At 65.4% G+C, this 25,310-nt stretch carries 17 protein-coding genes and 1 pseudogene; 10 read left to right on the top strand and 8 right to left on the bottom strand.

Translation table 11 applies throughout. The features are described from left to right. Positions 1-3 precede the first annotated feature (3 nt). The 5 genes from N2604_RS34170 (at position 4) to N2604_RS34150 (ending at position 6,905) form a co-directional block, all read left to right on the top strand. Positions 4-237: a sulfurtransferase TusA family protein gene (locus tag N2604_RS34170; RefSeq protein ID WP_260372359.1), complete on the top strand. Its 234-nt coding sequence runs from the start codon at positions 4-6 to the stop codon at positions 235-237. A 306-nt stretch (positions 238-543) separates the two neighbouring features. Continuing rightward, the gene (locus N2604_RS34165; RefSeq protein WP_260372358.1) at positions 544-2,250 is read left to right on the top strand and encodes an NADH-ubiquinone oxidoreductase-F iron-sulfur binding region domain-containing protein; all 1,707 of its coding nucleotides are present in this window, start codon (positions 544-546) and stop codon (positions 2,248-2,250) included. After that, on the top strand, positions 2,247-5,015 hold the full coding sequence (gene fdhF / locus N2604_RS34160; RefSeq protein WP_260372357.1) for a formate dehydrogenase subunit alpha: 2,769 nt from the start codon (positions 2,247-2,249) through the stop codon (positions 5,013-5,015). The genes N2604_RS34165 and fdhF overlap by 4 nt, the downstream gene beginning before the upstream one ends. Positions 5,016-5,333: 318 nt before the next feature. Next, a complete protein-coding gene (gene ybaK, locus N2604_RS34155; RefSeq protein WP_260372356.1) occupies positions 5,334-5,807 on the top strand; it encodes a Cys-tRNA(Pro) deacylase in 474 nt (157 codons plus the stop codon). 18 nt (positions 5,808-5,825) lie between these two features. After that, the gene (locus N2604_RS34150; protein WP_260372355.1) at positions 5,826-6,905 is read left to right on the top strand and encodes a HupE/UreJ family protein; all 1,080 of its coding nucleotides are present in this window, start codon (positions 5,826-5,828) and stop codon (positions 6,903-6,905) included. A 119-nt stretch (positions 6,906-7,024) separates the two neighbouring features. On the opposite strand, the gene N2604_RS34145 is transcribed toward N2604_RS34150, so the two are convergent. After that, a complete protein-coding gene (locus tag N2604_RS34145) occupies positions 7,025-7,708 on the bottom strand; it encodes a GntR family transcriptional regulator (RefSeq protein ID WP_260372354.1) in 684 nt (227 codons plus the stop codon). Positions 7,709-7,858: 150 nt separating this feature from the next. Here N2604_RS34145 and tcuA point away from each other — a divergent pair, with 150 nt between their 5' ends. Both tcuA and tcuB read left to right on the top strand, forming a co-directional pair. Continuing rightward, positions 7,859-9,250, top strand: a complete 1,392-nt coding sequence (gene tcuA, locus N2604_RS34140) for an FAD-dependent tricarballylate dehydrogenase TcuA (RefSeq protein ID WP_260372353.1) — start codon at positions 7,859-7,861, stop codon at positions 9,248-9,250. Next, on the top strand, positions 9,237-10,337 hold the full coding sequence (tcuB, locus tag N2604_RS34135) for a tricarballylate utilization 4Fe-4S protein TcuB (RefSeq protein WP_260372352.1): 1,101 nt from the start codon (positions 9,237-9,239) through the stop codon (positions 10,335-10,337). The genes tcuA and tcuB overlap by 14 nt, the downstream gene beginning before the upstream one ends. A 29-nt stretch (positions 10,338-10,366) precedes the next feature. Here tcuB and N2604_RS34130 read toward each other — a convergent pair whose 3' ends face one another. Next, entirely contained in the window at positions 10,367-13,771 is a 3,405-nt protein-coding gene (locus N2604_RS34130) for an acyl-[ACP]--phospholipid O-acyltransferase (RefSeq protein ID WP_260372351.1), read from the bottom strand. 663 nt (positions 13,772-14,434) lie between these two features. Here N2604_RS34130 and N2604_RS34125 point away from each other — a divergent pair. After that, complete coding sequence (locus N2604_RS34125; RefSeq protein ID WP_260376367.1) at positions 14,435-15,070, top strand: TetR/AcrR family transcriptional regulator; 636 nt, start codon at positions 14,435-14,437, stop codon at positions 15,068-15,070. Positions 15,071-15,080: 10 nt separating this feature from the next. On the opposite strand, the gene N2604_RS34120 is transcribed toward N2604_RS34125, so the two are convergent. The 4 genes and pseudogenes from N2604_RS34120 to N2604_RS34100 all read right to left on the bottom strand — a co-directional run bounded on the left by N2604_RS34120 (position 15,081) and on the right by N2604_RS34100 (position 21,914). Continuing rightward, entirely contained in the window at positions 15,081-17,732 is a 2,652-nt protein-coding gene (locus tag N2604_RS34120; protein WP_260372350.1) for an autotransporter domain-containing protein, read from the bottom strand. Positions 17,733-18,022: 290 nt separating this feature from the next. Then, a pseudogene (locus tag N2604_RS34115) lies at positions 18,023-19,336 on the bottom strand (GGDEF domain-containing protein). 244 nt (positions 19,337-19,580) lie between these two features. Beyond that, positions 19,581-20,885, bottom strand: a complete 1,305-nt coding sequence (gene pncB / locus N2604_RS34105; protein WP_260372347.1) for a nicotinate phosphoribosyltransferase — start codon at positions 20,883-20,885, stop codon at positions 19,581-19,583. A gap of 99 nt (positions 20,886-20,984) precedes the next feature. Further along, positions 20,985-21,914, bottom strand: a complete 930-nt coding sequence (locus tag N2604_RS34100) for a LysR family transcriptional regulator (protein WP_260372346.1) — start codon at positions 21,912-21,914, stop codon at positions 20,985-20,987. 92 nt (positions 21,915-22,006) lie between these two features. On the opposite strand from N2604_RS34100, the gene pcaH reads away from it, so the two are divergent. Both pcaH and pcaG read left to right on the top strand, forming a co-directional pair. Continuing rightward, the gene (pcaH, locus tag N2604_RS34095; RefSeq protein ID WP_260372345.1) at positions 22,007-22,795 is read left to right on the top strand and encodes a protocatechuate 3,4-dioxygenase subunit beta; all 789 of its coding nucleotides are present in this window, start codon (positions 22,007-22,009) and stop codon (positions 22,793-22,795) included. Between the two features lie 5 nt (positions 22,796-22,800). Continuing rightward, positions 22,801-23,427 carry a protocatechuate 3,4-dioxygenase subunit alpha gene (pcaG, locus tag N2604_RS34090; protein ID WP_260372344.1) on the top strand — a complete coding sequence of 209 codons (627 nt, stop codon included), beginning with the start codon at positions 22,801-22,803 and terminating at the stop codon, positions 23,425-23,427. A gap of 23 nt (positions 23,428-23,450) precedes the next feature. Here the strand turns inward: pcaG and N2604_RS34085 are convergent, their stop codons facing one another. Together N2604_RS34085 and N2604_RS34080 are read right to left on the bottom strand one after the other, a co-directional pair. Beyond that, complete coding sequence (locus N2604_RS34085; RefSeq protein ID WP_260372343.1) at positions 23,451-24,062, bottom strand: NYN domain-containing protein; 612 nt, start codon at positions 24,060-24,062, stop codon at positions 23,451-23,453. Positions 24,063-24,375: 313 nt separating this feature from the next. Then, entirely contained in the window at positions 24,376-25,281 is a 906-nt protein-coding gene (locus N2604_RS34080; RefSeq protein WP_260376366.1) for a helix-turn-helix domain-containing protein, read from the bottom strand. Between the last annotated feature and the right edge of the window lie 29 nt (positions 25,282-25,310).

The raw sequence follows: 25,310 nt of genomic DNA, 5'->3' as shown, positions 1-25,310 counted from the left end.
GCCATGACCAGGACGACACTCGATCTCACCGGGCTGAAATGCCCGCTGCCGGCGCTCAAGACGCGCAAGGCGCTCAAGCCGCTCAAGGCAGGCGACCAGCTGGAAGTTCACTGCACCGATCCGCTCTCGGTGATCGACATCCCGAATCTGATCCGCGAGACCGGCGACAAGGTCGAGATCACCGAGCGCAACGAGGCGCGCATCGTGTTCCTGGTTGAAAAGAGCGACGCCCTTTAGAAAGGCGAATGTTCCCGGCGGCGGCCTTGTGCTCCCGCCGTAGCCTCGGACTGCGCATTCGATAGGGCTTCGCTATCGCAGCATGGGACACCTTTATTGATCTCCCGGCCAATTCGGGCTTCGCTCCATCAATGGGCCCGTTAGACGAAACGCAAAGCCGTGTCCGGGGCAGCACTCCGGGGTTGTCTTGGGCTCCGCCTGAGCCGTGCAGCTAACCGCTTCCGCCAGCGTGATAATCCGCTTGGCATCTGGCATGCCAGGGGTTAGAAGTGGAGCCGTTCTAAAAGACGAGATCGAGACGAATCGATGAGCCACGAGGACGTGCACAAGGTCCGCTCCTTCGAGCATCCCGGTGAGGGACGCCGACGCGCCAAGGCGACCCCCAAAGGGCGGCAGGTCGATCCCACGGCCGCGCACGAGATCGAGCTGTTGCTCGGCGACAGGCCGCGGCGGCGCGATCTCTTGATCGAATATCTGCACCTGATCCAGGACACGTACCACCAGATCTCGGCGGCGCATCTGGCCGCGCTCGCCGATGAGATGAAGCTCGCCTTCGCCGAGGTGTTCGAGACCGCGACCTTCTACGCGCATTTCGACGTGGTGAAGGAAGGTGAGCCCGACATTCCCCCGCTGACGATCCGCGTCTGCGATTCGCTCACCTGCGCGATGCTTGGCGGCGAGAAGCTGCTCGCGGATCTGCAGAGCGCGTCAGGTCCCGGCATCCGCGTCGTGCGCGCGCCCTGCGTCGGCCGCTGCGACACAGCGCCGGCCACCGAGGTCGGGCACAATTTCGTCGACCACGCCACCGTCGCCAACGTCATGGCGGCGGCCAAGGCCGGCGACACCCACGCTCATCTGCCCAAATATGTTGACTACGAGGCCTATGTCGCCGGCGGCGGCTACAAGCTGCTGGGCCGCCTGCGCTCGGGCGAGCTGTCGAAGGAAGATCTCCTGAAAGCGCTCGACGATGCTTCGCTGCGCGGACTCGGCGGCGCCGGCTTCCCCACCGGGCGCAAATGGCGTGCGGTGCTCGGTGAACCCGGGCCCCGGCTGATGGCGATCAACGGCGACGAGGGCGAGCCCGGCACGTTCAAGGACCGCTATTACCTCGAAACCGATCCGCATCGCTTCATCGAGGGCATGCTGATCGGCGCACATGTGGTGCAGGCGAGCGACGTCTACATCTATCTGCGCGACGAATATCCGGCCTCACGCGAGATCCTCGAGCGCGAGATCGCAAAGCTTCCGCCGGGCGGGCCGACGCTGCACATGCGGCGCGGCGCCGGCGCTTACATCTGCGGCGAGGAATCCTCGCTGCTGGAGAGCATCGAAGGCAAGCGCGGCCTGCCCAGGCACAAGCCGCCTTATCCGTTCCAGGTCGGCCTGTTCGGCCTTCCGACGCTGATCAACAACATCGAGACGCTGTGGTGGGTGCGCGACATCGTCGAGAAGGGTGCCGAGTGGTGGAAGGGCCATGGCCGCCACGAGCGTCATGGCCTGCGCAGCTTCTCGGTCTCGGGCCGCGTCAAGAATCCCGGCATGAAGCTCGCGCCATCAGGCATCACCGTGCGCGAGCTGATCGAGGAATATTGCGGCGGCATGGCCGACGGCCATCAGTTCTACGCGTATCTGCCGGGCGGTGCGTCCGGTGGCATTCTGCCGGCATCGATGGACGACATCCCGCTCGATTTCGGCACGCTGGAGAAATACGGCTGCTTCATCGGCTCTGCCGCGATCGTCATCCTCTCGCACAAGGACAGTGTGCGCGCAGCCGCACTGAACCTGATGAAGTTCTTTGAGGACGAGAGCTGCGGTCAGTGCACGCCGTGTCGCGTCGGTACCCAGAAGGCGGCGCTGCTGATGCAAAGGCCGGTCTGGAACCGTGCCTTGCTGGAAGAATTGAGCCAGGCGATGCGCGATGCCTCGATCTGCGGGCTCGGACAGGCGGCATCGAATCCGCTGTCCTCCGTGATCAAATATTTCCCTGACGAGTTCAAGGAAGCGGCCGAATGACCAAGATTACGTTCGAGCTCGACGGCAAGCAGGTCGAGGCCAACCCCGGCGAGACGATCTGGCAGGTCGCAAAACGCCAGGGCCGCGACATTCCGCATCTCTGCTATTCGCCGGCGCCGGACTATCGCCCCGACGGCAATTGCCGCGCCTGCATGGTCGAGATCGAGGGCGAGCGTGTGCTGGCCGCGTCCTGCAAGCGCACGCCGTCGGTCGGCATGAAGGTGAAGACCGAGAGCGCCCGTGCGACTGCTGCGCAGAAGATGGTGATGGAGCTGCTCGTCGCCGACCAGCCGGCGCGCGAGACCTCGCACGATCCGGATTCGAAGTTCTGGCATTGGGCCGAGACCACAGGCGTCACCGAGAGCCGCTTTCCCGCCGCCGAGCGCTGGGCGACCGATGCCAGCCATCCGGCGATGCGCGTCAATCTCGATGCCTGCATCCAGTGCGGCCTGTGCGTGCGCGCCTGCCGCGAGGTCCAGGTCAACGACGTCATCGGCATGGCCTATCGCAATGCCGGCGCCAAGATCGTGTTCGACTTCGACGACCCCATGGGCGAGTCCACCTGCGTTGCCTGCGGCGAATGCGTGCAGGCCTGCCCGACCGGCGCCTTGATGCCGGCCGTGATGCTCGACGACAAGCAAACGCGCGTCACGTACGCCGACAGGAAGGTGGACTCGCTCTGTCCGTTCTGCGGCGTCGGCTGCCAGGTCACCTACGAGGTCAAGGACGAGAAGGTGATCTATGCGGAAGGCCGTGACGGTCCCGCCAACCACAATCGCCTCTGCGTCAAGGGCCGCTTCGGCTTCGACTACATCCACCATCCGCATCGCCTGACAAAACCGCTGGTGCGGCTGCCGAACGCGAAGAAGGATGCCAACGACCAAGTCGATCCGGCCAATCCCTTCACCCATTTTCGCGAGGCGAGCTGGGAGGAAGCGCTCGACATTGCCGCCCAGGGCCTCGTCAAGATCCGCGACGAGAAGGGCGTGAAGGCGCTGGCCGGCTTCGGCTCGGCCAAGGGCTCGAACGAAGAGGCCTATCTGTTCCAGAAGCTGGTGCGCACCGGTTTCGGCTCGAACAACGTCGACCATTGCACCCGCCTGTGCCACGCCTCGTCGGTGGCAGCGCTGTTCGAAGGCCTGAGCTCCGGCGCGGTGTCGGCACCGTTCTCCGCCGCGATGGATGCCGAGGTGATCGTCGTGATCGGCGCCAACCCGACCGTGAACCACCCGGTCGCCGCGACCTTCATCAAGAACGCGGTCAAGCAGAACGGCGCAAAACTGTTCGTGATGGATCCGCGCCGGCAGGCGCTGTCGCGCCATGCGACCAGGCATCTGCAGTTCAAGCCCGGCTCCGACGTCGCGATGCTCAACGCGATGATCAACACGATCATCACCGAGGGGCTCACCGACGATCAGTACATCGCCGGCTACACCGAAGGTTTTGAGGACCTCAAGGAGAAGATCAAGGAATTCACGCCGGAGAAGATGGAGCCGATCTGCGGCATCCCGGCGCAGACGCTGCGCGAGGTCGCGCGCACCTATGCGCGGGCAAAATCCTCGATCATCTTCTGGGGCATGGGCATCAGCCAGCACGTCCACGGCACCGACAATGCGCGCTGCCTGATTGCGCTGGCGCTGATCACCGGACAGGTCGGCCGCCCCGGCACCGGCCTGCATCCGCTGCGCGGCCAGAACAACGTGCAAGGCGCGTCCGACGCCGGCCTGATCCCGATGTTCCTGCCGGACTATCAGCCGGTCGGCCGCGACGACTTGCGCGGCGCCTTCGAAAAGCTCTGGCAGCAGGATCTCGATCCCGTCCGCGGCCTGACCGTGGTCGAGATCATGAACGCGATCCACGCCGGCGAGATCACGGGCATGTATATCGAGGGCGAGAATCCCGCGATGTCCGATCCCGATCTGCAGCATGCCCGCGAAGCGCTCGCCATGCTCGATCATCTCGTGGTGCAGGATCTCTTCGTCACCGAGACCGCCTTCCATGCCGACGTGATCCTGCCGGCCTCGGCCTTCGCCGAGAAGGACGGCTCCTTCACCAACACCGACCGCCGCGTGCAGCTCGCGCGCCAGGTGATCAAGCCGCCGGGCGATGCGCGGCAGGATCTCTGGATCATCGAGGAGATCGGCAAGCGCATGGGCCTGCCCTGGAATTATTCCGGGCCCGGCGACGTCTACACCGAGATGGCGGAGCTGATGCCGTCGCTGAAGAACATCAGCTGGGAGCGGCTGGTGCGCGAAGGCGCGGTGACCTATCCGGCCGACGCTCCTGACAAGCCCGGCAACGAGATCATCTTCACCACGGGCTTCCCGACCGCGAGCGGCCGCGGCAAGATCGTGCCGGCCAAGGTCATCCCGCCGGACGAGATTCCCGACGACGAATATCCGATGGTGCTGTCGACCGGCCGCGTGCTGGAGCACTGGCACACCGGCTCGATGACCCGCCGCGCCCAGGTGCTCGACCAGATCGAGCCGGAGGCGGTCGCGTTCATGTCGCCAAAGGACATGCGCAAGAAGAAGCTGGTGCCTGGCGATTTCATCCGCCTGGAGACCCGCCGCGGCGCCGTCGAGGTCAAGGTTCGCTCCGACCGCGACGTGCCCGAGAACATGGTGTTCATGCCGTTCTGCTACGCGGAAGCGGCTGCGAACCTGCTCACCAATCCGGCGCTGGACCCGTTCGGCAAGATCCCGGAATTCAAGTTCTGCGCAGCGCGGGCCGAGCGCGCCGAGATGCGGGACGCGGCGGAGTAGGGGAAGTTCTCGGCGGAGTTCGGCGGCATGGCGCCCTCAAACTCCGCTGTCGGCCTCGCGCACGAGACTTGCCGCAGAAACCGCTGTCATGCCCCGGCTTGCCGCCTTCGCTAAGGCTTCGGCGGCCGAGCACCCTTGTGGCCCCGGCGTAGCCTGGCGGAGCCGGGACCGGGGCATCGAGTACGCCGCGGCCGTCGATTCAATCGCAAAGTCTCGGAGTCCTGGGCGCCCGGTCAAGCCGGGCGATGGCAGTGAATGCGTGGTGCCAGCTTTCCCACACCGCTTCGCTCCTCGCAATGACGGTGCTAAATACCGTTCATGTCCAAAGTCACCCCCGCCACGCGCGCACTGACGGCCGCCGGTGTCGCCTTCACCGTTCACACCTACGACTATGACCCCGACGCCGAGAGCATCGGGCTCCAGGCGGCTGCCGCGCTCGGCGAGGACCCGGCGCGCGTCCTGAAGACGCTGATGGCGCTGGTCGACGGCAAGCCGGTCTGCGTGGTCGTGCCGTCCGACCAGGAGGTCTCCATGAAGAAGCTGGCGGCGGCGGCGAGCGGCAAGTCGGCGCAGATGATGAAGCCGCCCGAGGCCGAGCGCGTCACCGGCTACAAGGTCGGCGGCATCAGCCCGTTCGGGCAGCGCAAGCAGGTCGGCACCGTGATCGAGCAGAGCGCGCTCACGCATGACCTGGTCTATCTCAATGGCGGCCAGCGCGGCTTGCAGGTGAGGCTCAAGCCCACCGATGTGCGGAATGTTCTGAAGGCGGCCGTGGCGGATGTGCTGGCTTGAAGGCGATGGGGCGGGATCATGAGGTGGCCACTGTTCCTGTGGCTTCAGGTCCTGCTCTGCCTGCCGGCTGAGGCGCATCAGATCAACCTCGTGACGGCGCGCGTGGCGCTGGCCGGCGATCGCACGGTGAGCGTCGAACTGGGACTGAAGGGCAGCGATCTCGATCGCCTGATCGGTTCGCGGATTTATGATGCGCGCCAGGACGCGGTCGATCCCGCTGCGGTTGAAGCGGCCAGGGCCAGGATCCTCGAATATCTCGACAGGCACTTGGTTGTGACGGGCGGCGGCACGGCTTGTCCGCGGCGCGATGCCGCGGTCCTGCCCGATGGTGACGGCGTCATTTATCGCACCAGTATCGCTTGCGCGAACGCGCCCGGCGACATCGTCTATCGTTCCACCGTTCTGACCGAGCAGGACAAGACCGCGCGCCAGGTGGTACTGATCGCGCAGGGCAGGTCCGAGGCGCAGGCCTTGCTCGACGCCGCCACGACGACGGTGACGCTCTCCACGGCGCCGCCGTCGCTGTTCTCGACCGCGCAGCGCTATCTCGTGGCGGGGATCGAGCACATCTTCCTCGGTTACGATCACATTGCATTTCTGGTTGCAATCGTCCTGTGGGCACGCAGGCTCGTTCCGGTCATCAAGATCGTCACCGCCTTCACCATCGCCCATTCCTTGACGTTGTCGCTGGCGGCGTTGAACGTCCTGGTCATCCCGAGCCGCATCGTGGAGCCCGCGATTGCGGCTTCGATCGTCTTCGTCGCCGTCGAGAACTTCTTTTCGCGCGATGTCGACCGGCGCTGGCGTGTGGCTTTTCTGTTCGGCTTGATCCACGGCTTCGGCTTCGCCGGCGCGCTTCGCGAGATCGGCCTGCCATCTGATGCGATCGTTCCGGCGCTGGCCGCCTTCAATGTCGGCGTCGAGATCGGGCAGATCGCGATCGTCGCGCTGATGTTGCCGGCGCTCGGCGCGTTGGACAGGCTGTCCGCGGTCGGCCGGGAGGAGCCGGCGCGGGCGGCACGGCTGGTGTACGCCATGTCCCGCGGGATCGGTCTTCTCGGCGGATATTGGCTGCTGACGCGTATGTTCGAGGCGTGATCGCGTCGGCGACCGGCCTAAAGCGCGATGCGATTGGGATGCATCGCCATCGCGCTTCAGGTCTTTTGTTTGAGCATGATCCTTTCGGAAAACCGATACACACTTTTCCGGATCATGCTCTATTGCTTCTGCAACAGTTTCAGCCGGCAGCGCAGCGCCTCGCGAATATGTGCGCGCGCCAACTTCTCGGCCTTGTCGCCGTCGCGGGCGGCGATGGCGGCAATGATCGCCTGGTGCTCGCCGTGGCTCGTCTTGGGCCGACCTGTGACCGTGAAAGTGGTTGGGCCGAGCAGGGCGATCCAGTCCTGCAATTCCCGCGAGGCGTTGTCGAGATAGCGGTTGCGCGCCGCGCGGCAGATGGTCTCGTGGAAGGCGCGGTTGAGCCGCGCCATTTCGGCTGCGTCGGTCGCGGATGCCTCGACAAAGGCCTGCTCGATATCGCGGAGCGCGGCGATCTCCGGTGGTGAGGCGTGTTCGGCGGCGAGGTGCGCGGCTGCGCCTTCCATGATCTCACGCATGGCGTAGAGCTCGAGCACCTCGGAAATGTCGAGATTGCGGACGATCAGCCCGCGGCCGCCGGCGGGCGCGACGAAGCCGCGTGCGGCGAGCCGGCCCAGCGCCTCCCGCACCGGCGTGCGACTGACCTTCAGCCGCTGGGCGACCTCCTCCTCGCGCAGGCGGTCGCCGGCGCGGTAGCTGCCGGCCTGGAGCGCCTCGCACAGCGAGCGGAATACGGCTTCGCCGAGCGCAACGCCGCCGCCGCGCGCGATCGTTCCACCTGCCTTTGCCTGCCGTGTGGCCATTGTCCCTCGATGCGCATCCTGCCCATGCAGAGATGCCGCTTGCGCAGCTTATGTATATCTTTGTATACAAAGGTGCGCAATGGCGGATCGGCGCGATCGAGGCCGCCAGCTGGCAGAATGTCTCCAACTTCGCCGCATCGGGCAGACGGGATGAGCAGCAAATACGACGTGCTGGTGATCGGCGGCGGCAATGCGGCCCTGTGCGCGGCGATCAGCGCGCGGCGCGGCGGCGCCTCGGTGCTGGTGCTCGAAGGCGCGCCAAAATTCTACCGCGGCGGCAACACCCGCCACACCCGCAACATGCGCTGCGCCCATGACGCGGCGACCGAAATCCTGACCGGCCCCTACAGCGAGGAGGAGTTCTGGGAGGATCTCTTGCGCGTCACCGGCGGGCAAACCGACGAGGTGCTGGCGCGCCACATGATCCACGAATCCAAGGACATCCTGAACTGGATCGTGGAGCAGGGGGTACGCTGGCAGCCCTCTCTCGGCGGCACGCTGAGCCTCGGCCGCACCAACTCCTTCTTCCTCGGCGGCGGCCGGGCGATGCTGAACGCGCTTTATCTCACCGCCGAGCGGCTCGGCGTCGAGGTCGAATACGACGCCGAGGTCACCGACCTCGTGATCGAGGACGGCATGTTCCTCGCCGCACGCCTCAAGCGGCCGATCAGGGGCGAGACCGAGATCCGCGCCACCTCGCTGGTCGCCGCGGCCGGCGGGTTCGAGGCGAACATCGAGTGGCTCAAGCAATATTGGGGCGAAGCCGCCGACAACTTCCTGATCCGCGGCACGCCCTATAACCGCGGCTCGATCCTGAAGATGCTGCTCGACAAGGGCGTGCAGGAGGTCGGCGATCCCACCCAATGTCATGCGGTCGCGATCGATGCTCGCGCGCCGAAATTCGACGGCGGCATCATCACGCGACACGACTCCGTCGTGTTCGGCATCGTCGTCAACAAGCACGCCCAGCGCTTCTACGACGAGGGCGAGGACATCTGGCCGAAGCGCTACGCGATCTGGGGCCGGCTGGTCGCGGCGCAGCCCGACCAGATCGCCTATATCATCTTCGATTCCACCGTCGTGACCAGCTTCATGCCGACGCTGTTTCCGCCGATCGCCGGGCAGACGGTCGCGGAGCTCGCCGGCAAGCTCGAGCTCGATCCGGTCGCGTTGGAAAAGACCATCACCGAGTTCAACGCGGCAGTGCGTCCCGGCACCTTCGACCACACCATTCTGGACGATTGCGTGACGGAGGGCATCACGCCGCCAAAGACGCATTGGGCGCGCCGGATCGAGACGCCGCCTTTTCTCGCCTATCCGGTGCGGCCCGGCATCACCTTCACCTATCTCGGCACGCGCGTGAACAAGGAGGCGCGAATGCTGATGAAGGGCGGCAAGCCGTCCGCCAACATGTTTGCGGCCGGCGAGATCATGGCGGGCAATGTGCTCGGCAAGGGCTATGCAGCCGGCATGGGCATGACCATCGGCAGCGTGTTCGGGCGGATCGCAGGACGGGAAGCGGCGAAACATGCACGGAACTAGGATTCTCGACGAGGCCGACCGTCTGATGACGGTCTGCAATTCCTGCCGCTATTGCGAGGGTCTGTGCGCGGTGTTTCCGGCGATGGAGATGCGCCGCGCCTTCTCCGATGGCGATCTCAACTACCTCGCCAATCTCTGCCATTCCTGCGGCGCGTGCTACGTCGACTGCCAGTTCTCACCGCCGCACGAGTTCAACGTCAACGTCCCGAAGACGCTGGCGGTTGCGCGCGCCGAGTCCTATGCGGCCTATGCCTGGCCGCAGGCGCTCTCCGGCGCCTTCGCGCGCAACGGCCTCGTCATCAGCATCATCGCCGCGCTCAGCATGGCGGCCTTCATTCTCGGCTTTGCCGCCTTGAGTGACCGCGGCGTGTTGTTCGGCGTGCATACCGGCCCCGGCGCCTTCTACAAGCTGATGCCGCACAACGCGATGGCCGCGCTGTTCGGCGCCGCATTCCTTTACGCGATCCTCGCCCTCGTCATGAGCGTGCGCGCCTTCTGGTGCGACATCGGCGCACCCATCGGCAACCGTGCCGATGGCGGCTCGATCTTTCAGGCGATCCGCGACGCCGGCGAGCTGCGCTATCTCCATGGCGGCGGGGTCGGCTGTTACAACGAGGACGACAAGCCCACCGACAGGCGCAAGCTCTATCACCACCTGACCTTCTATGGCTTCCTGCTGTGCTTCGCAGCGACCTCTGTTGCGACGCTCTATCACTATCTGCTCGGCCGCGAGGCGCCGTATCCGTTTTGGGACCTGCCCGTGGTGCTCGGCACGCTCGGCGGCATCGGCCTCATCGTCGGGCCGATCGGCCTGTTCGCCGCCAAGATGCGGCGCGATCCCGCGCTGCTCGACGAGTTCAGCTACGGCATGGATGTCGGTTTCATCGCCATGCTGTTCCTGACCGGCATCACCGGCATGCTGCTGCTGGTGCTGCGCGAGACCGCCGCGATGGGACCGCTGCTCGCGCTGCATCTCGGCGTCGTGTTCGCATTGTTCATCACCATGCCCTATGGCAAATTCGTGCACGGCATCTATCGCTTTGCGGCGCTGGTGCGTTACGCGCAGGAGCGGCGGACGGCGGCGTGACCCGCGCCCGCCCGTCTTTGGGCGACCTCCTACGCCACCTCACGCTCGGGCGCCGACGCCTGCTCGCGGGCCATCGTCGTCGCAGTGACATAGTCGGTCTTGCCGGTGCCGAGCAGCGGCACCTTGTCGACCACCATGATCGTTGCGGGAACGGTGAGCTCGGAGGCGCCGATGGACTTGGCCTGGGCCTGCATCGCACTGCGCTCGGCGTTCTTCTCCGTGGTCAGCAGCACGATGCGCTCGCCCTTGCGCTGGTCGGGGATCGAGACCGCGACCGAGCCGGCTTGCGGCCACAACGCCGCCGCGATGGCTTCGACCGCTGACAGCGAGACCATCTCGCCCGCGATCTTGGCAAAGCGCTTGGCGCGGCCCTTGATGGTGATGAAGCCGGCGGAGTCGATCGATACGATGTCGCCGGTGTCGTGCCAGCCATCGGGCAGCTGTTCGAGCACGCCGGGATTTTCGGCCTTGAGATATCCGAGCATCACGTTCGGGCCCCGCACCGACAGGCGTCCGCCTTCCTCGATGCCGGGGACTGGATCGAGGCGGCTTTCCATCAGCGGCGACAGGCGCCCGACGGTGCCGGGGCGGTTGGCCATCGGCGTGTTCATCGCCAGCACCGGCGCCGTCTCGGTGACGCCGTAGCCTTCGAGGATGCGGATGCCGTAGCGCTCCATGAACACCTGCCGCGTGCGATCCTTGACCGCTTCGGCGCCGGCAATCACGAGGCGCAGGGTGCGGAAGTCGTAAGGGTGCGCCGAGCGGGCATAGCCGGTCAGGAACGTGTCGGTGCCGAACAGGATCGTCGCGCCGGTCTGGTAGATCAGCTCGGGCACGATGCGGTAGTGCAGCGGCGAGGGATACATGTAGATCGGAATGCCCGCCAGCATTGGCATCATCATCCCGCCCGTGAGTCCAAACGAGTGGAACACCGGCAGCACGTTGAACACCTTGTCGTTGGCGTTGGCGTCGACCCGCGCAAGCGCCTGCGCCGCGTTGGCGAGGATGTTGCGGTGGGACAGCACGACGCCCTTCGGCGTTCCTTCCGAGCCTGACGTGAACAGCACGACGGCGGGATCGTTGGCCTGACGGGGCACGCGCGGCGTCGTGCCGGCGAGCAGGCCCTTGATCTTGTCGGCCAGGCCGATCGAGGCACGGACGTCCTCCAGATAGACCACGCGCGCCTCGGCGGAGATTGCGGCCATCAGCTTGTCGAGCTTGCCCTTCTCGATGAAGGCCTTCGAGGTCAGCACCGTCCTGACCTGCGCGGCCTTCATGGCGGCGAGCACGTTGACCGGTCCGGCCGAGAAGTTGAGCATCGCCGGCACCCGGCCGATGTTCTGCAGCGCCATGAAGACGACGGCGACGCCGGCGGAGTTCGGCAGCAGCACGCCGACATTCTCGCCGACGCCGGTGCCGCTCTCCAGCTTCCGGCTCAGTACCTGCGCGCCCAGGATCAGCTTGCGATAGGTCAGCTTGGTGCCGAGCGCGTCCTCGATGATGACCTTGCCGGTGTCGCGGTCGCGATAGGCGTGGCCGAGCGCTTCGAACAGCGTGTGATCGAGCATGGCGTTCTTGACGAGGGCGTCGATCATGACGTCCTGCAGCGCGGCGCCGGCGGCGTTGCGGCGTGCCTTGCCCTTGAGCGCTTGGTCGACCGGAAGCTTGACCGGCGGCAGGATCGTGACCGTCACGCGTGGGAACCAGGACCGCTTGATCTGGCTGGAGTTGAGATAGCTGAGGTAGGAGCGCTGCGCGCCTTCGATGCGGACCGGCACGACGACGGCGTCGGCCTTGTCCGCGATCATCGCGGTGCCGTCATACACCTTCATCAGCGAGCCGGAGACGGTGATCCGGCCTTCCGGGAAGATCACGACGGGCTCGCCTGCGGCGACGAGCTTGATCAGGTCGCGCGCGGCCAGCGGCTTGGTCGGATCCATGGTGTAGTGCTTGACGGCGCGCAGGAACGGCTTGGCCCACCAGGCCTTGGCGATGCCGGTATCGACCGCGAAGCTCGCATCGATCGGCAGCACGGCGTGCAGCAGCGGGCCGTCGATCAGGCTGACATGGTTCGGCGCGATCAGCATGCGCGTTCCCGGAGGCGGCAGGTTTTCGAGCCCGCGGATCTCGGTGCGGAACAGCGCCCGGAACAGCAGCCCGCCGGCATCGCGCACGCCTTCCTTGCCCCACTTGGTCAGCACGAACCACACCGCGCCGAAGCTGGCGAGCCCGAGGCCGAAGAAGATCCAGCCGACATGGAGACCCGCCGCCTGCAGCAGCGCGACGAACAGCGAGCCGACAACCATGAAGGCGGCCTGCAGCACGTTGCCGGCGGCGATGATGCGGGCGCGCTCGGAAGGTTCGGACCAGGCCTGGACCGCGGCAAAGGACGGAACGACGAACAGGCCGCCGCCGAACGCGAAGGCGACGAAGTCGGCCAGCATGCGCAAGCCGGCGAACGAGGTGGCGAAGCCGAGCGCGGTGATGTCGTGCCCCTCGGCGGTCACGCTGATCGCCCAGGCGAGATCGAGCCCCGCAAACCCCATGATAATGGCGCCGATCGGCACCAGCGCGAGGTTCGGGCGAACGTGGCTGAGGCTGGCGGCAAACAGCGAGCCGATCGCGATGCCGATCGCGAAGATGGCAAGGCACAGCGTCACCACGCCCTCGGTGCCGCCGACCACCTCCTTGATCAGCGCCGGCAGCAGCGACAGCACGATGGCGCCGACCAGCCAGAACCAGGAGACGATCACGGTGCCGTCCCAGAGGCGATGGTCGGCGTAAAGCGTCCTGAGCAGGCTCACCGTCGAGGTCCAGGGATTGGCGTCGACGGGCAGTTCGGGCGCGGAGGGCGTCGTCTGCGGAATGCGGGACGCGAACGCCCAGGACAGCACGGCCAGCACGACCACGGCCGATGCGACCCAGCCCATATGCGCGGAGCCGGCCACGAACTGGCCGCCGGCGACGGTGCCAAGCAGGATCGCCATGAAGGTCGCGCCTTCGACCAGCGCGTTGCCGGTCGCGAGCTCGCCGAGCTCGAGCTGGTCCGGCAGCATCGCGTATTTCACGGGGCCGAACAGGGCGGCGATGGTGCCGAACAGCGCGAGCGCTGCGAACAGGAGCGGCACCGAATGCAGGAAGAAGCCGGCAGCGGCGAAGCAAGCTGCAAAAATCTCGGCGAATTTGAGCCGCCTTGCGACGACGGACTTGACGTATTTGTCGGCGAGCTGGCCGCCGAGTCCGGACAGGATGAAGTAGGGGAAGATGAAGACGGCACCTGCCACCGTCACCAGCGCATCGCCATGGCCGGTCGCCGCGCTGTAGAGCAGGATGATGACGAGTGCGTTCTTGAGCACGTTGTCATTGAGCGCCGAGAAGAATTGCGCCCAGAACAGCGGCGCGAAGCGGCGTGACGACATCAATTCCCTGATCATGACCAGTCCTGTTCTAAAACGGCAGCCTGAGCTTGTTGCGTTGTCTGTGAAACGTCACGACCGGAAGCGAATGGGGCCAACGATTGCGCTGCAACGAAGTTGCTGGCCTGCTCTGTCCCCTCGGTTCCTCCGATCCTGTTGGTCTCCAATTGGTCTCGTTAGGTTCGCAAATATCTGGTCGAGGCCGCGGCGGAGCCGGGCGGGAGCAGCCTCGCTCGCCCGGATATGGCGCGGGGCGATGAAGGAAGAGCTGATCCGCATCGCTGAAATCCGCCGGATCGGCTGCGCACGTCCAGACATGGTTAAGTCCATCCTTGCAGCCGGCGCTTGCATTCGAGCCGACCGCATGCGCGCATCTCAGGTGAGATGGGCGAGGTGGCGAAACGGCGAGAGGCGGCCGAGCAGGCTGAACCGGCGCCGCTCCTGACGCGCACGGGCGCGATTGGCCCGCCACATCCGGAAGGTCGCCCGCCGCTCTGCGAGCACGCCCGCAACGTCGCAGGCATTGGCGATGCGATTGATCGGCGCCATGGCGAACCGCAGCAGGGCCCGGCCGAGCCCGGCGGCGTCATCGACGAAGGTGGCGGCGATATCGACAGCAAGGGTTTGCATTTTCGAGGTCTCCGGGTTACATTGAACAATGTTCACATGAGTAACTTGAAAATGAACAATGTTCAAGAAGAATCGCTGCGCGATCAAAAAAAATTTCGGCGCCGGCTCCAGATCGTCGAGATCGCCCGCGGCATCATCTCAGCTAAGGGGCTGAGATCATTGAAGGTTCGAGACGTTGCGGAGGCGGCCGGCTGCTCGGTTGGTAGCATCTATAACGAGTTCGGCGACTTCGACGGGGTCATCCTGACGGTGAACCGGGAAACGGTTCAGGCACTCACGGCCCGGCTCCGGGGTGTTCCCGCCGAGGATCCGGTTCGCCAGCTCTATGGGCTCGCCGAGACCTATCTCGACTTCTTCGCCGCGCACGCCAACCTGCTGCGCTCCCTGTTCGAGCATCGGATGGAGGACGATCGCCCCTATCCGGACGACATCCTCCAGATGGTGATGGATGCGTTCGCGCTGATGCATCCGCCCTTGGTGCGGCTATTGCCGGACGCGGATGACGTGAAGATCGCGCTGCTGTCGCGCACGCTGTTTTCCGCCGTGCATGGCATCATCTCGCTCGGCCTCGAGGAGCGCATGGTAGCCGTGCCGTCGCAGATGCTGCGCCAGCAGATCGAACAGTTCGTCGACACCCATCTCAGAGGTCTCGGCATTTTGCCGGTCGGTGCACGGCCGTCTCGATGAAGCGCCGTCGCTACCAGGCGTAGCGCAGGCTCGCGGTGCCGGAATAAGTGGTGCTGTGGGCCGCGAGCTCGCCGTCGAACTTGGCCGACAGGGCAACACCGTTCGAAAACTTCAGCTCGGCACCGGCGGATGCGAGCGCCGCGTCTTTCGCCGGCGTCGCGCCATTGACGATGAAGCTGGCGCCGGGCAGAGCCTGGAAGGCGGCGACGAGCGTCGGATCGCTCACCCAATCGTGGGCCCAGGCTGCGCGAGCCCGTACCGTCAGGACGGCACTCGGCGAGACCAGCGTCGCCCGATCGAAGCGTGCGCCGAGTTCGCTCCGCGTGTCGGAGGCCGTGCGTCCCCGATAGGTCAGCCCAAATCCGCTGCCGGCCGGATCTGTCTCGGTATAAGTCGGCGTGCGAAATGTCTGCGCCTGCGCAGCCGCGTAGGGCGTGAAGCCGCCGATCGGCGTGGCGAAGCGATAGCCGCCCTCGATGCGGCCGCCGACGGTCTGAGCATCGAACTTTGCGGTGAGCTGGTTGCCGAACGGTGCCAGGCGGTCCGTCGACATCCAATGATTGGCCACGGCGAGAGAGGCGGCGAAATAGACAGGTCCGTTGCGAACCGCGGTGTAGACGCCGGCCTGGACCGCCTCGCTCCGGCCGCCGCCGATCGCCTGCGCGAGGTCCCATCTGGCGCCGCCGCCGGAGAGCGCGAAGCCGACCAGCGCGTCGCGGCTGAAGTGATAATCGGCGCCGGCCGCGATGCCGCCCGCACGCGCGCTGAGGTCGTGGCTGCCGATCACGACGGCATCGCCGCTGGTGCGGTTGACGCCGCCGAAAGCCGTGCCCCATGCCGCCCAGCGCTCTTCGAAGGCCGCCGCTTTCGCGGGCGATGTCCCCATGACCTTGCCATAGGCGAGTGCGATGTCCTCCGGCAGTGCGGCGCGTTCGGGGCTGAAGCCGAGTGCTCCGCCGGCCGCGCCTGCGCCGGCGCGTCCGTCGAGAAAGGGATCGAGCATGAGACCAAGGAATTGGCCGGTCAGCTGGAAGGCACCCTGCTGCGCGCCGGTTGCGGGTTCTCCCGAGAGCTGATCCAGCTTGTAACGGAGCTCGGCGTCGCTGAGACCCGCGAACGCGGACAGGAAAGGCAGGTTGGAGCCGAATGCGCTCAGCGCGCCCGCTACGGATTTTTGATTCTGCGTCTGGGCAATGGAGAGGAATGCGGTGTTGTTGTAGATGAGCGTCAGCAAGACGCTGAACCCATCATAGCTGAGGGAGGACGCAAAGAGCTGTGGGTTGTACCCGCTGACAGTGACCCCCGAGAAACTCCCGGTGAGGCCAGCCGTCGTGCTGAGGATGGTATACTGCGTCGAGGGGTTGTAGGCGCCTGCAAGTGTGGTGACGGCGACGGTGCCGCCGGTCAGCGTCGCGCTCGCGGCGGCAATCTTGTCTGATTGCCCGGCCGCATTGACCGAGATCGCGTAGATCGACCCTGACTGGAACGCCGCATTGCTGTTGACGACGAGCTGACCGAGATTGCCGGGCGCGACCGTGCCGCCCGACAGCACTGTGAGTGATCCGATCGTGCCGCTGCCACTGAGCGTGCCGCCGCTGACGACCGTCCCGCTGTTGGGCACCGAGCCGTTGACGATGAGGGTGCCGGCCTGGACGATCATGGTGGCCGCGTCCATCGTGGTTCCTGTCAGCGTCCAAGTGGAGCTGCCGGTCTTTTCCAGAACCTCGAATTCCCGAAACTGCTTGGCCGCGCCGAATGTGCCGAGGTCGAAAGTACTGTTGACAGTCCCACCCAGGCGCAGCGTGTCCAATCCGTTGCCGGCTTTGACATATCCCGTGACGTTTGATCCGGCACGCAGTTCGAAGACGTCGCTCCCGTCTCTGAGGTCGACGGCAGTGCTGACCCCGCTGCTGCTGATCGCGCCCGAATTGACGATGGTGTCTTGACTGTTCGAGCCCGAAATTGCTGTGCCGACACTCGAGATCGTTCCGGCATTGTTGATGACGTTGCCGTCAGCTGCGCTGTTGAGATCGATGGCAGCGACATTGCCGGACTGCACGAGGCCGCTCGACAAGATGTTCACCTGGTTGTTCGCCGCTCCAGCGCCGATGCTGACTCCGATAGATCCAATGGCGCCGCTTCCCACCGTGCCGGCGATTTCGACGACGTTGTTGTTCGAATTGGCGAGGGCGATGCTCGACGAGGAAAAGGCTGTCGCTGCAATCACCGCCCCGGCATCGATCGTTATGGTGTTGTTGCCTCCACCGCTCACGTCGATGCCGTCGTTGCTGCTGGATGTGATCGACGCGTTGCCGAAGACCCTGACTGCGCTGTTGGAAGCGAATTGAAGAAATATGCTCGCAAAGGTGGGGTCGCTCACCGTGGTCGCGGTGGTGCCGTCCCCGATGTTGACGGTGACGCCAGTGACTACGGCTGCTGTTTTGATCTGGGTGTTGCTCCCGACGCAGGTAATTGAATCGCCCGATTGAAGCGTCGTTAGCGTGCCGCTGCCGGTCATCACACACACCGCTTGTGCCGGCGTGATGAACCCCGGCAGCGAGCTGCCCAGGGCACCGATCGTGGTGCTCAAGAGAAGCGCGCGCCGCCGGGACGTCGTTGCGCGAACGATATTGCGCGGGGCGATCAAATCATTCCAAGGCACTTCCAAACTCCTCTCGCGGCGCGGTCCGGGCGGATTCGCACCCGCAGCATCGGGCGCAGCCATGCTTAGCGAGGAAGGTCCCGGCCATCGTGGACCGGGGCGCAATGCGACGTGTCCGAATGCGAAGCGCGCTGCTTTTTTCAGATCGATGTGGCCGCGGCGTCACAACTGTGCCGTGTCACTGCACTGTCTGGCGCGCCGGGCTGGATCGGGGGCGCCATCGGGTGGGCCTGAGGCGGCTCAACCTGATTGCGATGGTCGCTGAAGATGAATTTGGGGCCAGGCGGCAATCAGCCCTGTGCAGCGATGACCTCGCGCGGTCGCGGCGCGACCACGACGACATCCGGCCGTCCGCTCTCGACCTGAACGCGGTTGCGTCCCTTTTCTTTGGCGCGGTAGCAGGCGGCATCCGCGCGCCGCATCGCATCCTCGACCGTGATGTTGCCGTCGGCGATGCAGGCGACGCCGATGCTGGCGGTCACGGCAAAGTACCGGTCGTCCCAGGCGAAATTGAACAGCTCCAGCGACCGGCGCAGGCGCTCGGCGATGTCGACGGCATCGAAGGGTGAGCATCGCGGCAGGATCAGGCCGAATTCGTCACCGCCGAGCCGGGCCACCAGATCATGCGCCTGCCGGTCTTGTTGCAGCAGGCGAGAGACCTGGCAGAGCAGGCGGTCGCCGGCGAGGTGGCCGCAGCTGTCGTTGACGCTCTTGAACTGGTCGAGGTCGAGCAGGATGAGGGCGAGCGCCCCCGCTGCGGCATTGTCCAGCTCGGCTTGCAGGCGTGCCTCGAAGGCGCGGCGGTTGGAGAGGCCGGTCAACCAATCGTGCGATGCCTGCCAGGCCAGGCGCTCCTTCTCGGCATGCAAAGCGCCTTCGAATGCCTGCCGTTGCCGCACCAGCCGCCGCGTATGCCAGATCAGGAGCAGGATCAGCGCCGCGGCGGTGAGGATGTTGATGCCCGTCAGCGTCAGCTTGATTGCCCGGGATCCTTCACCGAGGACGGTGGAGAACCGCTTGGCATGCACCGTGAACTGGGCATTGAGCTCCGATAGCCGCGATGACAGGAATTGCAGGCGGCTATCGTCCTGAATGGGACCTTTCTCCAGCTCGGATCGGATGACCTCGCCGAACACGCTGAGCTCCAGCAGCATGGGATCGGTGGCGGCCCACTCCCTGATCGCGTCCTGAAGGAAGCTGACGCGGTTGAAATAGCGGAACAGCCAGATCAGCCCCGGGACGTCGTCGGGATGGTTGCCGCCTTGCCGAAAGCCGATGCGGGCGGCCTCGACGTCGACCGGATCGCGCTCCAGCGCCCAGCGCGCGAACTCGTCGCCGATGGGGACGGCGAGTGAAGCCTGATATTGCGCGAACTGGCTCGGTTCGCCCTAATGCAGATAGAGATTGAGGAAATAGACGGCATTCTTCTGCGAGCGCGACCAGAGTGCTTCGCCGGCGACATAGGCGCGGACCGACGACATCACCTCGAGACTGAATCCCGCGATCGCCGCCTGGAGCACGACGACCATCACGAAGGGCAAGACGAGCTTGATGACGTGAAGGAGGTTGCCGCCCTCCGCCGACGCCGCTGTTCTGCTGAACACGCTAGTCCCCAAGTCGATCGATGCTCCCAACAGCGCGTTTGCGCCTGCAACGCCAAGTAGACGAGATGGCTGCTTAACTCGACCTGAAAGGCGCGGAGGACCGCGTCGCAGGGTGAAGCCCTTGTGAAGCAGGCGCCTGCAAATCGCATCAAATGCCGGCCAACGGGCAACCGGAGCGGAATCGATGAAAGATGCCGCGGATTCCTCGTGCGCGATTTACCCAATGGAGAGAGTTTGGGAGGGACTACACCAGCACCGGCTTGCGCACGCGACCGGCGTCGCCGAATACCCGCAGATAACGCTCGATTTCCGAGGGCAGGCCGGTCGCCTTCTCCGGATTGTCGGAGAGCTTGACGGCCGGACGGCCGTCGACCGACGAGACCTTGCAGACCAGCGAGATCGGATCGAGGCTGATCGAGCCGTCCGGCGTGCAGCCGACGAAGTCGTTGGTCAGGTTGGTGCCCCAGCCGAAGGAGAGCCGCACGCGGCCGGCGAAGTGGCGATAGGTGTCCTCGATCGAGCCGACGTCCATCGCGTCGGAGAAGACGAGCAGCTTGTCCTTGGGGTTGCGCCCCTTCTTCTGCCACCAGGCGATGATCTCCTCGCCGGCCTGGATCGGCGGCGCGCTGTCGGGGCGGAAGCCGGTCCAATCGGCGACCCATTCCGGTGCATCGCGAAGGAAGGCCCTGCTGCCGAAGGCGTCGGGCAGCGCGATCAGGAGGTTGCCGCCGTAAGTCTGACGCCACTGGTCGAGAATGCGGTAGGGCGCCCAGCGCAATTCCTCGTCGTCCCTGGCGAGCGCGGCTGCCACCATCGGCAGCTCGTGCGCGTTGGTGCCGATGGCTTCGAGATCGTTGTCCATCGCGAGCAGCACGTTGGAGGTGCCGATGAAGGAAGGGCCCAGGCCTTCCTTCACCGCCTCGACGCACCAGCGCTGCCAGAGGAAGCCGTGACGGCGGCGCGTGCCGAAGTCGGAGAGCCGCAGGTTTTCGAGCTGGCGCAGCCGCTCGACCTTGGTCCACAGCTTGGCCTTGGCGCGGGCGTAGAGCACGTCGAGCTCGAAGCGGCCGCGGCCCTTCATGGCCGCACGCGAACGCAGCTCGTTGAGGATCGCAAGCGCCGGAATCTCCCACATCGTGGTGTGGGTCCAGGGTCCGTGGAAATGCAGCTCGTACTGGCCCTCGACCTTGCGCAGCTCGTACTCGGGCAAACGGAATTCCGCCAGCCAGCGGATGAAATCCGCCGAGAACATATGGGTCTTGCCGTAGAAGGTGTTACCGGCCAGCCAGATCAGCTCTTTCTTGGTGAAGCGGATGGTGCGGGCATGGTCGAGCTGGGCGCGCAGCTCGCCCTCGTCGATGATCTCGGCAAGCCGCACATGGCGCGAGCGGTTGATGACCGAGAAGGTCACCTGTTGATCCGGGTAGTCCTCCCGAATCATCTGCAACATCAATAGTTTGTAGAAGTCGGTATCGAGCAGGCTGCGGATGATGGGATCCAGCCGCCAGCTGTGATTGTAGGTCCGGCTCGCAATGTCAGTCACTGTCATGGGGGGATTTTAGCGCGGCTCCCCCCGCGCAACCAGTGGGTTTGGGAAGGGCAGTCTTGCGAAGCGCGGCACCTGATATCAGGACTTGAGAACTGGATGTCAGAACTCGGCGGCCGTCGCAGCGACGGCCTCGAGCTGGCTCCTGACCCAGCGATGGGCGGGGTCCTTCTGGTAGCGCTGGTGCCAGACCATGAACATAGGCAGCTCGGCTAAGGTCTTCGTGCGGGACGCCAGCGGGATCGGTGTTTGCGCAAAGCCGCGCATCACGCCGGACGCGAGCAGGCTCGGCATGCTCGCCAGCATCTGCGAGCCGCGCAGGAACGACGGCACGCCGGAGAAGCTCGGCACGGAGATCGCGATGTCGCGGTGAAACCCGTTCGCCGCCAGCCGGCGGTCGAAGTCGAGCCGCTCATTGTCGGTATAGACCACCGTGATGTGACGCGCCGCGAGATAGGCATTGCGGCTGGCCGGCGCGGCACGTGCCTTTGCATCGTAGTAGCAGACGTAGTGATCCCTCAGCAGCCGCTTCTGCACGATGTCGACGCCGGAGGGCGGCAGCGGCGTGATCAGGAGGTCGCAGCGGTTCTCGCGCAGAATCGCGGGCGAGGGCGATTGCGAGGGGATCACGCGCAGGTTCAGGCTCTTCACTTGTGCGGCGACGTGATCGAAGAACCGCGGCAGCAGCAGGTCGCGCTGGAAGTCGTTGGCGGCGATCGTCAGCGACAATTGGGCCTCCTCCGGCGCGAAGCTGACGCCGCCGGCGAAGCTGCGCATCTCGTCGATCAGCGCGCGTGCCTTGCCGGCCAGCGCCTGGGCACGAGCCGTGGCGACGATGCCGCGGCCGGACTTGGCGAACAGCGGATCGCCGGCAATGCGCCGCAGCTTGTTCAGGGCGTGGCTGACGGCCGATTGCGTCAGGCCGAGCCGCGTCGCCGCGGCCGTCACCGATCCTTCCTCCAGCACGGCGAGGAATAGTTCGAGGGCGTGGCCGTCGAGGGCCAAATGATCGATTTCCTTCATGCAATTCATTATAATTCATCTATTTATCTTGAGAATAGGGCGGCTCATGATCTGCCAATAAGCCGTGCCCAACCCCGGGCTTCCAGGGAGAGACAACGCCGATGAATGCCCAGGCGCCAGCCTTGCGGGATCTCCGCCTCAACCGTCCCGAGCCGTTCACGCCGCCGCTCGGCGACGGCGGCTTCTTCCAGCGTGATCGCGCGATCCATCCGCCGGCACATGCGCCCGGCTACAAGTCCTCGGTGCTGCGCTCGCCGCGCCAGTCGCTGCTGTCCTTGGAAAACTCGATCTCGGAGATCACCGGGCCGGTGTTCGGGCACAACGACCTCGGCCCGCTCGACAACGATTTGATCCGCAATTACGCCAAGGACGGCGATCCCGTCGGCGAGCGCATCATCGTCCACGGCCGCGTGCTGGACGAGACCGGCCGGGGCGTTCCGAACACGCTGGTCGAGTTCTGGCAGGCCAATGCCGGCGGCCGCTACCGGCACAAGAAGGACACCTATCTGGCGCCGATCGATCCGAATTTCGGCGGCTGCGGCCGCGCGCTGACAGACGACACCGGGTACTATTATTTCCGCACCGTGAAGCCGGGCCCCTATCCCTGGCGCAACTACGTCAACAGCTGGCGCCCCGCCCATATCCACTTCTCGGTGTTCGGCTCGGGCTTTGCGCAGCGGCTGATCACGCAGATGTATTTCGAGGGCGATCCCCTGATCCCGGTCTGCCCGATCCTGACGACTATCCCGGACAAGGATGCGCTCGACCGCCTCGTCGCACCGCTCGACCTCAACGCCTCGACGCCGTTCGACTCGCTCGCCTACCGCTTCGACATCGTGCTGCGCGGCCAGCGCTCCACCTATTTCGAAAATCGCACCGCGGGGAACTAAAGCCCATGACGCAGCCGCTCAACTACCTCAAGGAAACCGCCTCGCAGACCGCCGGGCCTTACGTCCATATCGGTCTGATCCCGGCCATGGCCGGCTTCGACATCTTCGAGAAGAACTTCTCCAACGTGCTGGTGACGCCGAACACCAAGGGCGAACGCATCACGCTGGAGGGCAAGGTGCTCGACGGCACCGGCACGCCGCTACGGGACGTGCTGCTGGAGATCTGGCAGGCCAATGCGGCCGGCCGCTACAACCATCCCGCCGATCGCTCGGCCGGCGCGCTGGATGACGAGTTTCGCGGCTGGGGCCGCGCCGGCTCCGACTTCGACAGCGGCCTCGTCACCTTCGAGACCATCAAGCCGGGCGCGATCACCGACAGGACGGGGCGCAAATGCGCGCCGCACGTCAACGTCTGGATCGTCGCGCGCGGCATCAACATCGGCCTCAACACCCGGCTCTACTTCTCGGACGAGGAGGCGGCCAACGCCGCCGATCCCGTGCTCAACCTGATCGAGCAGCCGGTGCGCCGCAAGACGTTGATCGCAACCCGCAGCGAGCGCGCCGGCAAGATCGTGTACTCCTTCACGATCAATCTGCAGGGGCCGGAGGAGACGGTGTTCTTCGACGTGTGAGGTGCCGGCCGGCCGTCCTCTGTTCATTCCACCCGGTCGTCGCGCTTGATGGTTCCGCGCGCGAGGAATTGCGGTGGCTGCCGCAACTCGCGCGATCCCGGCCGATCGGGTGGATCGCGCCCCACTTTTGGCTTCAACTCCACCAAATCAATGAATGCGTCCGCCTGCCGGCGCAGGTCGTCGGCGACCATGGGCGGCTGAGTGGAGAGTGTGGAGACGACGGTCACGCGGACACCGCGGCGTTGCAAGGCCTCGACCAACGAACGGAAGTCCCCATCGCCCGAGAACAACACGATCTGATCGACGTGCTGGGCGAGCTCCATTGCACTCACGGCAAGGTCGACATCCATGCTGCCCTTCACCTTGCGGCGGCCGGTGGTGGCGTCGATGAACTCCTTGGTGAGCTTGGTGACGACGGTGAACCCGTTGTAGTCGAGCCAATCGATCAAGGGGCGGACCGACGAATATTCCTGATCCTCGATGATGGTCGTGTAGTAGAAGGCCCGTAACAGCGTACCTCGGCTTTGAAATTCACTGAGCAGGCGTCTGTAATCGATCTCGAAGCCGAGCGCCTTGGCGGTGGCATGGAGGTTGGAGCCGTCGATAAAGAGCGCGCTCTTCCCAAGCGAAGACATTATGCACAACTCCCGGGTTCGGCACGAAAGCCGACCGTCCAGCCGAAATGGCGCGGCCTGTCGGCGGGAAAATACTTGAGCGCGCCGTTGGCCTGCTGAAAAAAGCGGCGCAGACGACCGGACAGGGTTGGCCGCCTTGCGCCGAGGGTAGGGAGGTTCGATGCCACCAGCGCCAGGGCGCCGAATGCCGTCACGTTAGGGCGTGGGCCTGCCCCGCTCAATTGTACGGAGGTAAAGGGCCTCTATCCAAAGGATGGGGCGCTATATACGAAGGTAAGTGGCAACGAGAGACATCGCGGTTCCGCGCGGCGCTTCAGCCTTCGCCGCCATGGAGCCGCGCGCGAAACGCGCGCGGCGATACGCCCGTGGCGGCGGCGTAGACCCGGCTGAAATAGGCGGGGTCGTCGAAGCCGAGGGCGTAGGCGATCGTCGAGACCGGCAGGTTGGTGTAGACGAGGTTGCGCCGTGCCTCGCGGATCAGGCGGTTGAGGATCAGATGCGAGGCGGTGTCGCCGGTCGCCGCCCGCGTGATCCGGTTGAGATGCGTCGGTGTCACCGACAGCGCCTTGGCATAGTCGGCGACGCTCCAGCGCTCCAGATGATGCTGCTCCAGCAGCGCCTCGAAGCGGCGGAACAACCCGCTTTCCGCGGTGCCGTTGCCGCCGCTCTCGCCCGTGAGCGCGCGTGCCACCAGCCCGATCATGGCCGACGACAGGGCGCGGAGCACATGCGCACGGCCGAAGTCGCGCGCGGCGTGCTCGGCGAAGATCTGCTTCATCGTGGCGCGGATCTGCGGCGTGCCGCGCACCACGGCCGACCGCGACAGCGCCCCGCGCAGGCCCTCGGCGGCGAGCAGCGCTTCATCGAGAATCTCCGCGGCGATGGTCAACACCCACCCTTGCGTGTCGGGCTCGAAGCGGAAGCCGTGGACGTGGCCGACCGGCACGTTGACGATCTGCATTGGCCTCAGCGGCACCACGCGCCCGTCGAGCGTCGCCTCGCCGCCACCGCGCTCGATCAGCAGCACCTGGTGCAAGCGGGCATGGCGGTGCACGGCCAGCGTCCAGTCGTGCAGCACCGAACGCGACGCGATCGTCTCGCAATGCACGACATCGGGCAGATCGCCGGACTCGCCGAACAGATTGTAGACCCGGATTGCCGGGGCGGGGGCCGCGCTTCTCATGTTCGAATAGTACAAGACAAAGGCGAAACCCTCCATCGGTTTGCAAGGCAAAACATGTAATAAAA

Source organism: Bradyrhizobium sp. CB1015, assembly GCF_025200925.1.
Classification (GTDB): Bacteria; Pseudomonadota; Alphaproteobacteria; order Rhizobiales; family Xanthobacteraceae; genus Bradyrhizobium.
Note: the sequence above shows the minus strand (reverse complement) of the source record. Positions and strands in the feature narration are given on the sequence as shown.